The organism is Gilliamella sp. Fer1-1 (genome assembly GCF_001690825.1).
Taxonomy (GTDB): Bacteria; Pseudomonadota; Gammaproteobacteria; order Enterobacterales; family Orbaceae; genus Gilliamella; species Gilliamella apicola_C.
Genome location: NZ_LZGX01000036.1, coordinates 1 through 11,887, shown reverse-complemented (window position 1 = coordinate 11,887; position 11,887 = coordinate 1). Strand labels below are relative to the sequence as shown.

The following is an 11,887-nucleotide window of genomic DNA, read 5'->3' as shown; positions in this document are numbered from 1 at the left end:
TACTAGCTATTTTCTTGATTGCACCTTTAATTATTATAGCCATAAATTGGCATTGGCAACCAGCATCATTAAATAATACATCTAAATATTTATTCTTAATAACTGAAACAGCAAGCTTTCCTTGGGCAATAATTACATCGACAATTTTATTTTTAGTCTTTTGCCTATTACAGTCCAGTAAAACCAAAAATAAAATTATATTATTATGGTTGCTTCTTGTTAGCGCAATATTAAGTGGGCAAATAATTAAACACTTTTTAAAATTGCAAACAACTGAACCAAGGCCTTATGTACTTTGGATGGAAAAAGAATTTAATATTAGTAAACAACAATTTTATTCACAAACGACATCAGAAAAAAAAGAGTTTATCCAGCAATTATTTAAAAATTCATCTACAATCCCAAGTTGGTTATCTTACCACTGGCAAAATGAAACTAGTTTTTCATTTCCGTCTGGGCATACTTTATTTGCTGTAACTTGGGCTTTTTTAGCTTTGCTATTACTGAAATTCAAACAGCATTATGTGATAACATCGGTTATGATTATTTGGTCGATATTAATTGAAATCAGCCGATTATTATTAGGAATGCACAGCCCTATTGATATAATAGCAAGCGTATTAATTGCATGGATAATTTCATTAATCTGCTGTTTTTGTAATAGAAAATGGCATATAGTAGAAAGGTAATTTTCGAACGTCACTATAGTTGATAGATAGATTAACTGGCCAAAGCAATTTGTATAAATAAACAGGTATAATAAACAAAAACGTTTTAACTAAAAATAAAAAAGAAAGGTCAACATTATGAAATTTGTTATCTCAATTTTATTAATAATTATCATCTTTGCTATCTCAATTGCGATAGGCTCGTCCAATGATCAAATTGTCACATTTAATTATTTGGTTGCTAAAACTGAAATCCGCTTATCGGTGTTATTAGCCATTTTATTTGGTTCTGGTTTCCTTGTTGGTTGGATCTTAACTGGTATTTTCTTTATAAAATCTAAATTACAGCATTCATCAACAAAACGAAAACTGAACAAGCTACAAAAAAAATATGATGAAAGCATGGCTAATCATCAACAATTAAACTTAACTAAAAACCATTAAGAACAGATTACTATGTTTGAATTGTTATTTCTGTTACTTCCTATTGCAGCTGGATACGGTTGGTATATGGGTGACAGAAATGCTAAACAAAAACATCTAAACCAATCTAATCGCCTATCTCGTGAATATGTAGATGGGTTGAACTTTCTTTTGTCTAACCAAAAAGATAAAGCCGTCGATCTTTTCTTAGACATGTTAAAAGAAGACGAAGGCACGCTTGAAGCTCATTTAACATTAGGTAACTTATTTCGCTCACGGGGAGAAGTTGACAGAGCAATACGAATTCACCAAGCGCTATTAGAAAGCTCGTCTTTAACGTTTGAACAACGACTATTAGCCATTCAACAACTTGGTCGTGATTATATGGTTGCAGGCCTTTACGATCGTGCCGAAGAGATGTTTTTACAATTAATTGATGAAGAGGATTTCCAACAATACGCATTGCAACAACTTATCATCATCTATCAATCAACCAGCGAATGGATAAATGCCATTAACATGGCGTCAAAACTGGTCAAACTTGGTAATGAAAAATATAAAACCGACATTGCACAATTTTACTGCGAATTAGCATCACAGGCTATTGCTAATGATGAGCTTGACAAAGCAAATAGTTTATTACAAAAATCAGCAAACGCTGACACAAAATGCGCTCGAACTTCGCTCATGCAAGGACGAATTTTTATGATGCAAAATAAAACAGAGCAAGCTATCAACTGTTTTCAACAAATATTACAGCAAGATAAAGCCTTTATTGGCGAAGCGTTACCTTTATTAAAAGAGTGCTATTTAAAATTAAATAACCAACATGAATTTCAGCAATTTTTACAATTATGTGTCGATCAAGACTCTGGCAGTGTAGCTGAATTAATGCTTGCCGATCTTATTGAAAAACAAAAAGGTCTAGATGCAGCACAATACTACATGTATCGTGAATTACTTAAACATCCTAACTTAAAAGGATTTTATCGATTAATGGATTATCATGTTGCTGATGCGGAACAAGGCAAAGCAAAACAAAGTCTTTTACTTTTACGCAACATGGTGGGAGAACAAATAAAAGCAGTGCCCAATTATCGATGCCAAAAGTGTGGATTTACAGTTAATTCCATTTATTGGTTATGCCCAGCTTGCCGTTCTTGGTCCACAATCAAACCCGTTCGTGATTTTGAACAACTTTCTGATAAATAAAAAGAGATCTTTATGTTTTTAATTGATTCCCACTGTCATTTGGATAGCTTGGATTTTAGTACTAAATCTATCGAAGATGTTTTACAAGAAGCAAACAACAACGATGTTAAACACTGCTTAAGCGTGGCAACAACATTATCGGGCTATGAATCGATGAAAAAGCAACTTTTGCCCTACAAAAATCAATGCTCGTTTTCATGTGGAATTCATCCGCTTAACCTTGATGATGAAACGTACGATGCGGAAAGATTTGAAATCTTAGCACAAGAAGACAACGTTGTAGCACTTGGAGAAACAGGGCTCGATTACTATTACCAACAAGACAACCTAGAATTACAACAAACTATATTTAAAGAACATATTCGACTAGGTCGAAAGTACAGCAAACCAATTATTGTTCATACCCGTAATGCTAAACAAGACACTTTAAAAATATTAAAAGACGAGCATGTCTATTCAGGTGTACTACACTGCTTCACAGAAGACATCGAAACCGCAAAACAACTATTAGACATTGGTTTTTATATTTCATTTTCAGGGATTATCACCTTTAAAAATGCCGAAAATCTGCGAGAAGTTGCTAAATATGTACCGCTTGATCGTATTTTGGTCGAAACTGACTCTCCTTATCTTGCCCCTGTTCCATACCGAGGAAAAGAAAATCAACCCGCTTATGTTCGTGAAGTTGCACAATATTTATCTGTGTTAAAAGGTGTTTCATTGGAACAGATCGCACAAAAAACCACGTATAATTTTTGTCAATTATTCAATCTGCAAGGAAAATTAAATGAATTATAAATTAGCCATTGATTGGGATGATTTTTTAACAAACTATTGGCAAAAAAAGCCTGTAATCTTGCGTAAAGCGTTTGCTAATTTTATTGATCCTATTACGCCTGATGAACTAGCAGGTCTAGCAATGGAAGAAGAGATAGATAGCCGTATCGTATCGAATAAAAATGGTATCTGGGACGCGCAATTTGGGCCATTTACCCAATATGATGACTTAGGTGAAGATCATTGGAGCTTGCTAGTTCAAGCCGTTGATCATTGGCATACGCAAGCAGCGCGCTTAATTGAACCATTTAAATGCCTTCCACAATGGCAATTTGATGACTTAATGATTTCTTATGCAACACAAGGTGCTGGCGTTGGACCACACATTGATAATTATGATGTCTTTATTATTCAAGGTATGGGGCGTAGACGTTGGCAAGTAGGTGATCGCAATCAAAATTATAAGCAATATAGTGCACACAAAGCATTATTGCATGTTGAAGACTATCAACCAATCATTGACGAAGAGATCACCGCTGGTGATATTTTATACATCCCCCTAGGTTGTCCACATAATGGCGTATCAATTGGTGAATCATTAAGTTATTCTGTCGGTTTTATAACGCAAACATCGCAAACATTGCTAAGTAACTTTGCCGATTATATCATTGATAACTTACCAACAGCTATTTATTATCAAGATAAAGATTTGAAGCTACCTGACGATCCGTACCGAATCCAACCTTATGAACTTGCAAAAATACAAGATCAACTCATCGACTTAATCAAAACACCCAAATTATTCAACGACTGGTTTGGCAAGCATATTACAATACCTATGCACGATTTAAATATTATCCCAGTTGAAACGCCATACGATTATTATGAATTTGAATCACTACTAAAAAATGGCGCACAGTTACATCGGGTTCCCAGTATTCGTATACTTAAAGTGGGTGATTTTGGCTACATTCATGGTGAAAAAATTGATTTACCTATGCCAATTATTGATCTGCTTTGTAAAACAGACACACTATGTTACCAACAGATACAAGACAAAAATACACTGCAAGTAATGCTTGATTTTGTCAACAAAGGCTATTGGTATTTTACTGAAGAATAACATAACTTATCCACCGATAATAAAATAGGTGGATAAAAATACAATTTAAAAGCTTTAAACTTGGCTTTTTATAAGTTTTAAGTATATACTTGCCCCGCTATAATTTACCTGCCGTTTAATCACAAATTAAACACCATAAAACACAAATTTTAAGTAACTATCTATTTTAATAACTAGAGGTAAACATGAAACCTGACGTAGACTTCGCCACGCAAGCTGAAAGTGAACACACAACCCCATATCAAAAGAAAACACTTTTTGCATCCACAGTAGGTTATGCACTGGATGGCATGGATATGATGATTTTAGCCGTCTGCTTTAACCTAATTTCAGTCAGTTTTAACCTAACAAAAACAGATTTAGGAACTTTAACATCAGTAACCTTACTTGGCGCAGTATTGGGTGGTATTTTATTTGGGGTGCTTGCAGATAAATATGGACGAGTAAAAGTCTTTTCATGGACAATTTTGATATTCTCCCTCTTTACTGGGTTATGTGCAATTTCACCTAACTATGAATGTTTTTTGATATTCCGTTTTTTAAGTGGGCTTGGACTTGGTGGCGAATTCGGCATTGGTATGACCTTAGTTTCTGAAAGCTGGCCTAAACATAAACGTTCAAGAGCCACATCAATTGTGGCATTAGGCTTTCAAGTCGGTATCATTTTGGCTGCACTAACGGTAAACTTTATTGGTGAAGTTTATGGTTGGCGCTGGGCGTTTGCCATGGGGGTTCTACCTGCTCTATTTGTTGCATGGACACGTAATGGATTAAAAGAGCCAGAAATATGGCAAAATCTAAAAAACCAAAACAAAAACCAAATTGCTATAGGTAAATTATTTAAAACTCCACGAACTACAGCAACAACACTAGGATTAACCATTGCTTGTGCTGTACAAAACTTCGGCTTTTATGGGCTGATGGTTTGGATGCCAAATATGATTGCAACAGAACTCAAATTACCGTTTAAAAACACCATGTTTTGGACCATTTCAACCACCATTGGCATGTCATTAGGGATCTTAATTTTTGGCTGGTTATGTGATAAATTTGGCCGTCGCCCTTCTTATATCCTATTTTTATTCATTTCAGCTGTTTCGATTTGGTTCTATTTCCATCAAACGGATATGTTGATATTAATCATATTTGGCTCAGTCATTGGCTTTTTTGTCAATGGCATGATGGGCGGATACGGTGCATTGCTTGCTGAACATTATCCAACTGATGCACGCTCAAGCGCCGAAAATATTATCTTCAACGTTGGGCGAGGTATCGCGGGAATATCCCAAGTGCTTATCGCTTATTTAGCCGAAATATACTCAACTAGCTATGCACTTGCATTACTTTCAGCGGCTTACTTATTATCAGCAGCTGCATTTGTCTTTTTAATACCTGAAACAAAAGGTAAAGCGCTAGAATAAATAGATAAAAGACAGGGCGCTTGTTCTGTCTTTTATATCAGCGTTTATATCAACTTAACCTAATAATAACTAATCCTCGCCAAAATATGAGACTATACTCGCCGATATCAATGCGTTATTAAGGTAATACAGATTTGGGTATTGCGCTAGTGATATCCAGCCATCAGCTCAATGTCGGCGAACCCGCTTATAATTGGTTTTATAGTGATCCGTATCTTGCAGTGATTGGATGTTTAAGTTGTTACCCACATCCATGTTGACTGTGTTGCCTTTTAATTGGCCGCCTATGATGTTAGTGTCGTTGCCCGTTTTGATGGTGAGTTTGTTTTTCGCATCAATCACGCTTTCTGTCCAAGCACTACCGTCCGCATTTTCTCGCTCTCGGCTAAAGTTGGCATTGCCTTTAAAGCGGAAGTTAGAGGATAATTACAACCAATTTTGTAAAAATAATTCAGGAGTCTATACCGTTTCGTTTTGGTTTTTTGTTTGGTTGGATTTGGTTTTGGGTTATTGTTGAGCTTGTTTTAGATTGTTTCTTGCCTTTTTATGAGATGTTGGTTTCAGCTCAGCGATATCTTGACAAAGCTGAAAACCAATAAATCAAAAAATATTCGCTATTTAGGAATTTTTCCTGTCCACCAAATCGGCTTTTCATCTGCTCCTAAGTTATCAAAAACAGATAGTGGTATTTGTTCATAACTTATTGAGTAAGGTAATATAGTTATGGCCACCATTACTGGTCGATACTTATAATCGGGTTCTGATTTAAACCATTCATGATTCATCTTGGCGGATTCAACACACTGATGAAATGCATAAAAGTAACGCTCAAAAATATCATATAAAGTTGATTTTGTTCTGTCTAAATCACTTTTGGCTTTACCAGATAAAATAGGACCCCAATCAATGGCGTCCCTATCTAACTGTTTAAACTCTTCCTCAACCAATTTCATTAAAGATTCAGCCGTATCTAGCTCTTCTAATTTTAAATATCGACGATATAAACGGTCTGTTAAAATAGACCAATCTTCTTTAGGATATTTCGGCAGCAGATAATATGAAATACAATCAAAAAATAATTTCATATCACTGTCTGTACCTAGAGGAAATACAGAGCTCCCTCCAAAAAAACCGGTATCTTCTGACATTATTCATTTACTCCTTATTTTCTTTTAAACCTAGTTTCAGCTCAGCGATATCTTGCCAAAGCTGAAAACCAATAAATCAAAAAATATTCGCTATTTAGGAATTTTTCCTGTCCACCAAATCGGCTTTTCATCTGCTCCTAAGTTATCAAAAACAGATAAAGGTATATATCTATAATCAACAACATAAGGCACTTGAGCCATGCATACCATTACTGGCTCATACTTATAATCGGGTTCTGATTTAAACCATTCATGATTCATCTTGGCGGATTCAACACACTGATGAAATGCATAAAAGTAATCATCAAAAATATCATATAAAGTTGATTTTGTTCTGTCCAAATCACTTTTGGCTTTACCTGATAAAATAGGACCCCAATCAATGGCATCTCTATCTAACTGTTTAAACTCTTCCTCGACCAATTTCATTAAAGATTCAGCCGTATCTAGCTCTTCTAATTTTAAATATCGACGATATAAACGGTCTGTTAAAATAGACCAATCTTCTTTAGGATATTTCGGCAGCAGATAATATGAAATACAATCAAAAAATAATTTCATATCACTGTCTGTACCTAGAGCAAATATGGAACTTCCCCCACAAAAACCAGTATCTTCTGACATTATTCATTTACTCCTTATTTTCTTTTAAACCTAGTTTCAGCTCAGCGATATCTTGCCAAAGCTGAAAACCAATAAATCAAAAAATATTCGCTATTTAGGAATTTTTCCTGTCCACCAAATCGGCTTTTCATCCGCGCCTAAGTTATCAAAAACAGATAAAGGTATATATTTATAACTTATTGAGTAAGGTAATGTAGTTATAGCCACCATTACTGGTTCATACTCATAATCCGGATCTGATTTAAAGCCCTCATAATTTATTTTGGCAGATTCAACACAATAATGAAATGTATAAAAATAACCATTAAAAATATCATATAAAGTTGATTTTGTTCTGTCTAAATCACTTTTGGCTTTACCTGATAAAATAGGACCCCAATCAATGGCTTCTCTATCTAACTGTTTAAACTCTTTCTCAACCAATTTCATTAAAGATTCAGCCGTATCTAGCTCTTCTAATTTTAAATATCGACGATATAAACGGTCTGTTAAAATAGACCAATCTTCTTTAGGATATTTCGGCAGCAGATAATATGAAATACAATCAAAAAATAATTTCATATCACTGTCCGTACCTAGAATAAATACAGAGCTCCCACCTCTAATACCAATAGTTATTAACATTATTTAATTACCTTTTATCTTTTAAACATTCAATTTGTTCTCGTTTAATGATTCCGTTAGATTTTCGAATGATTCCTTGTATTATTTTAAATTCTAACGCTGGCGTTAAATGCTGCCCTCTAACATCTATCCGAACTTGTTGTTGCATACCATTTGGTAAATGTCTTTGTCGTTCAATGGCTTGTTTAGAAATATTATTAATCAGATTATCAGAATATTTTTCTATATTATAATTTTTCACTTCTATTGAGCAAGTTGTGCCATTACAAAAATCGGTTTTAGCGTGTGGTTCGCATTCTCGGTATCTTGGCTTAATGCGTTGATATCCTGTTGTTGTTTGTCCTGATTGCGGATGATGAGTTGACCTTGCTCTATCGCTAAATGGGTAATGCTTGAATCTTTTTCACTGTTATGGTTCGTCATTTGAGCGCTCGCGCCACCTGTGCCTCCACTGACCAAGATATGGCTGACGTTAAATTCGGCTTTGTTTTTGATATCACTAAAGCTGATTGTGCCTATATCAAGGCGGTTTTTACTGGTGTCTTTTGCTTCTGAGGAGATTACCGCTCCTTTTAGGTCGGTGTTGTTACCTACCTTGATGTCAAAACCACCTTTGCCGGCAAAAATACCCGATTGGCCGGTGACACTTGCACATTTGCTGTCGATGTCCGTACTCGATAATGAGCCGTTGGCACTAAAGCCACCAAAGCCAGCACTGCCACTGACCGAAGCACTGATTTTTTCGTAATCATAGTCGTCCGTATCTTGCAGTGATTGGATGTTTAAGTTGTTACCCACATCCATGTTGACCGTGTTGCCTTTTAATTGGCCGCCAATGAGGTTAGTGTCGTTGCCCGTTTTGATGGTGAGCTTGTTTTTCGCATCAATCACGCTTTCTGTCCAAGCACTACCATCCGCATTTTCTCGCTCTCGGCTAAAGTTGGCATTGCTTTTAAAACGTAAGTTAGAGGATAATTACAACTTCGTTTTGTAAAAATAATTCAGGAGTCTATACTGTTTTGTTTTGGTTGGGATTTGATAGAAAAATTAACTACCACCAGATAGATAAAAATTTTATAAGGCGTGTCAGATTAAGTTTGAACTGACACACCATGTCATATTTACGGCACAGTTATTTAACGGAAATACCAACCTCAGCTTCATTTAAAATAGATACGGTTTGATGTTCAGTCATTTTTTTATAACTAAATTCCCTCTTACTTTTAGCATAGAGAACTTTCTACTTTTTTCTGTGCTATTTAGGATAATGGTTACTACCTGATGCTTCAGAAGTATGAATAGAAATATTTTTATTAATTAATCGACCAAATTCAGGCTGTTTTCTAATCATATTTATTACATTAACAATTAATTCATCAATTCTATCGTCTAATTTATCAGGCAATAGGCTTTCATAGTCTTCAAGCTCACAACCATCAATAATTAGGTTTGATAAGCCATTTGTAAAATTATTTTGGGATAATAATTTTGATACTTTTGGAGTAAAAATAAACCCCTCTGCCTCATCAATCGAAATTACTTTATTTTTTAACGCATATAAAGTGCCTAATAAAAAAAGATCAATAAACTTTTCTGATTGCTCTTTATCAATACTGTAATATAGCTTCATTTTATAAATTGCTCCAACCTGTTTTGACTTTCACATTAAAAACTCTACCACTTTGGCTACGAAAATAGTGTATTGATACTTTATTTCCTGTAGCGTCATATCCATCTTTATAAACCTTGCTCCAACGCCCTGATTCAATTTTTCTCAATTGTTCCAACAAAGGTTTATCTTTAACTGTATTATTAACTGTTCCATTTTGTACATCTCTAAACCCTTGTGGATAATTAGGTGAATCTTTAATAGAATTATAAGTATTTTTAATTTCATTAGGATCTCTTGAGACGTTATTCCTATCACTTTTATCATCGTCATCATCAGGCGGTAATCCTGGGACACCGTTTACCACAGTAGAGCTTGAGTTTTCTTATACTTTATTTGGTGAATTATTATTTATACTTGCATCTATCACCTCATAACCAATAACCGTAAAAATTCCTAATGTTTTTCTACATGAATTGTGTACTAAGTTTGGGGTATTTACACCTTTTAGGTCGGTGTTGTTGTAAAAGAGTTCATGTTATTCTTAGCTATCATTCTTAAAATAAAAAAATCAAATAAAATCAATATCTTTTCTGACCAATTTTTGTGAGTAAAACGGTAGATTGGCGTGTTATTTTGTATTTTGAATAGGCAAAAACAAGTGCACTATGTGTAAAAATCAATTTAAAACTATTATTCTTCAGTTATTATTAGAGGACTTGGTGACAGTGTTAACTGCCACCAAATAAATAAAAGTTTTATAAGGTATATCAGGTTAACAAATTAACTATCACCCTTAACTATTTAATGCCCAAAATTTACAAGAAGCTTAAACAACTCAGCAAACTAAGTCCACTCTAACGAACCATCTTCATTAACCCACACCGCTTCTGCTGGACAAGACTCATCAAAAAACCAATAATCATCCATCAGTTTTTGTTTATCAAACATGCCGTCTTCTGTTTTTGGAAAAGCATCATAAAACAGTTTGACTTGTTCATCGATTGAGCCTCCTAATAACTGACCATTTTTTGCTAATTTAAGTCGACCTTCTTTTAATAATCTTTTCACAAAATAAAAAAAGAGTTCTTTTCTCTCTTGAAATGGAAATTTTTCTTCATTAGATTTTAGAGAAGGGAACATATCAGGGGCTATGTACGCCCATAACCCATTAAAAGCACTTAATTCTGACCAGTTAACAATTTCTTGATAATCATTTTCGTTTATCATATTTTTACCTAAATTTGATTTCTGCTCTTTTCCCCAACCCTCTATACAAGTTTGTTAAAGTTGGGCTATTTCTTATATCAATAGTCCAACGAGCACCTGTATTAGAGCTCGATACATTTCTTAATGTAATATTTGTACCATCTTGTAATCGTGCTGTATAAATACCATCTCTAACTTTGGTTAATGGCTGTCCAGCTAGTTCCTCCGCATAATTATATATTTGTTTATCGGTCAAATTTTGGCTTTGTAAATGTGAGTATAGTAACGATTATTTTTTATTACCGATCGTTTTTATTATTTGATCAGGAAAATTCTATTGTTCCATCTTTTTTTAACCAAGCAGGTTCGGCAGGGCAATTATCATAATAAAACCAAAGTCCCTCTTCCATCTCATCATCATTATTGGGGAAATTTTTATAAAACACTTGCAATTGCTCGTCAATTGTTCCTTTTAATAAAATTCCTTTCTTATGTAATTTTAAACAATCATCTTCTAATAATTTGGTTAATACTTCAAAAAAGATTTCTTTCTTTTTTTTAAATGAGTAGTTATTAATTTCACTACTAAAGGGAACACATTGCCCCCATAATAAATAGAAAGAACTGTAACTATCCCCTAAAATAGTACAGCAAAAAAGTAGAAAATTCTCTATGATAAAAGAAAAGGGGATTTAATGATGAAAAAAATGACTGAACATCAAATCGTAGCTATTTTAAAAGAAGCTGAAGCGGGTATTCCCGTTAAAGAGCTGTGCCGTAAATATGGCATGGGTAATTCAACTTTTTATAAATGGCGGGAAAAATATGGCGGTATGGAAACGTCGGATATCAAACGCTTAAAGGAGCTTGAGGCTGAAAACCGCAAGCTTAAGCAGATGTTTGCCGAACTGAGCTTAAAATCTCAGCTTCAGGAAGAAATCATAAAAAAGCTTTAGTGCCCACAAAGGCACGTAAAACGTGGGCACAGCAACTACAACAAAATCATTCGGTTACTATTGTTATGAGTTGTGCTATTGTTGGCTTAAGCC

General features: G+C 34.4%; 15 protein-coding genes and 3 pseudogenes. 7 read left to right on the top strand and 11 right to left on the bottom strand.

The features are described from left to right. The 6 genes from A9G28_RS05275 to A9G28_RS05250 form a co-directional block, all read left to right on the top strand. Positions 1-689, top strand: a 689-nt coding sequence (locus A9G28_RS05275) for a phosphatase PAP2 family protein (protein WP_065579980.1), incomplete at its 5' end; no start/stop codon positions are given. A gap of 117 nt (positions 690-806) precedes the next feature. Then, a complete protein-coding gene (locus A9G28_RS05270) occupies positions 807-1,112 on the top strand; it encodes a LapA family protein (RefSeq protein WP_065568144.1) in 306 nt (101 codons plus the stop codon). A 12-nt stretch (positions 1,113-1,124) separates the two neighbouring features. Further along, a complete protein-coding gene (lapB, locus tag A9G28_RS05265) occupies positions 1,125-2,303 on the top strand; it encodes a lipopolysaccharide assembly protein LapB (RefSeq protein ID WP_065568145.1) in 1,179 nt (392 codons plus the stop codon). A gap of 12 nt (positions 2,304-2,315) precedes the next feature. Further along, on the top strand, positions 2,316-3,101 hold the full coding sequence (locus A9G28_RS05260) for a YchF/TatD family DNA exonuclease (RefSeq protein WP_065568146.1): 786 nt from the start codon (positions 2,316-2,318) through the stop codon (positions 3,099-3,101). Next, positions 3,091-4,203, top strand: coding sequence for a ribosomal protein uL16 3-hydroxylase (locus tag A9G28_RS05255; protein WP_065579979.1), 1,113 nt, complete (start codon positions 3,091-3,093; stop codon positions 4,201-4,203). The genes A9G28_RS05260 and A9G28_RS05255 overlap by 11 nt, the downstream gene beginning before the upstream one ends. 185 nt (positions 4,204-4,388) lie before the next feature. Next, positions 4,389-5,624, top strand: coding sequence for an MFS transporter (locus tag A9G28_RS05250; RefSeq protein WP_065568148.1), 1,236 nt, complete (start codon positions 4,389-4,391; stop codon positions 5,622-5,624). Between the two features lie 168 nt (positions 5,625-5,792). On the opposite strand, the pseudogene A9G28_RS14075 reads toward A9G28_RS05250, so the two are convergent. The 11 genes and pseudogenes from A9G28_RS14075 to A9G28_RS14070 form a co-directional block, all read right to left on the bottom strand. Continuing rightward, positions 5,793-6,029: pseudogene (locus tag A9G28_RS14075) on the bottom strand (hemagglutinin repeat-containing protein); the annotation flags it as partial. 209 nt (positions 6,030-6,238) lie between these two features. After that, entirely contained in the window at positions 6,239-6,772 is a 534-nt protein-coding gene (locus A9G28_RS05245; RefSeq protein WP_065579978.1) for a hypothetical protein, read from the bottom strand. Positions 6,773-6,862: 90 nt separating this feature from the next. Further along, positions 6,863-7,396, bottom strand: a complete 534-nt coding sequence (locus A9G28_RS05240) for a hypothetical protein (RefSeq protein WP_065579977.1) — start codon at positions 7,394-7,396, stop codon at positions 6,863-6,865. 90 nt (positions 7,397-7,486) lie between these two features. Beyond that, on the bottom strand, positions 7,487-8,020 hold the full coding sequence (locus tag A9G28_RS05235; protein ID WP_065579976.1) for a hypothetical protein: 534 nt from the start codon (positions 8,018-8,020) through the stop codon (positions 7,487-7,489). 7 nt (positions 8,021-8,027) lie between these two features. Beyond that, positions 8,028-8,261: a hypothetical protein gene (locus A9G28_RS05230; RefSeq protein WP_065568150.1), complete on the bottom strand. Its 234-nt coding sequence runs from the start codon at positions 8,259-8,261 to the stop codon at positions 8,028-8,030. A gap of 2 nt (positions 8,262-8,263) precedes the next feature. Continuing rightward, positions 8,264-8,965 (bottom strand): annotated as a pseudogene (locus tag A9G28_RS05225) (hemagglutinin repeat-containing protein); the annotation flags it as partial. A gap of 310 nt (positions 8,966-9,275) precedes the next feature. Further along, positions 9,276-9,650, bottom strand: a complete 375-nt coding sequence (locus A9G28_RS05220) for a DUF3969 family protein (protein ID WP_065579974.1) — start codon at positions 9,648-9,650, stop codon at positions 9,276-9,278. A 1-nt stretch (position 9,651) separates the two neighbouring features. Continuing rightward, positions 9,652-9,996 carry a hypothetical protein gene (locus A9G28_RS05215; RefSeq protein ID WP_065579973.1) on the bottom strand — a complete coding sequence of 115 codons (345 nt, stop codon included), beginning with the start codon at positions 9,994-9,996 and terminating at the stop codon, positions 9,652-9,654. A gap of 479 nt (positions 9,997-10,475) precedes the next feature. Then, positions 10,476-10,859 carry a DUF596 domain-containing protein gene (locus tag A9G28_RS05210; protein WP_065579972.1) on the bottom strand — a complete coding sequence of 128 codons (384 nt, stop codon included), beginning with the start codon at positions 10,857-10,859 and terminating at the stop codon, positions 10,476-10,478. Positions 10,860-10,863: 4 nt separating this feature from the next. Beyond that, positions 10,864-11,094 carry a hypothetical protein gene (locus A9G28_RS05205; RefSeq protein ID WP_065579971.1) on the bottom strand — a complete coding sequence of 77 codons (231 nt, stop codon included), beginning with the start codon at positions 11,092-11,094 and terminating at the stop codon, positions 10,864-10,866. A 67-nt stretch (positions 11,095-11,161) separates the two neighbouring features. Next, on the bottom strand, positions 11,162-11,383 hold the full coding sequence (locus A9G28_RS14070) for a DUF596 domain-containing protein (protein WP_442903257.1): 222 nt from the start codon (positions 11,381-11,383) through the stop codon (positions 11,162-11,164). A gap of 150 nt (positions 11,384-11,533) precedes the next feature. On the opposite strand from A9G28_RS14070, the pseudogene A9G28_RS05200 reads away from it, so the two are divergent. Next, positions 11,534-11,759: pseudogene (locus A9G28_RS05200) on the top strand (transposase); the annotation flags it as partial. Positions 11,760-11,887: the final 128 nt, after the last annotated feature.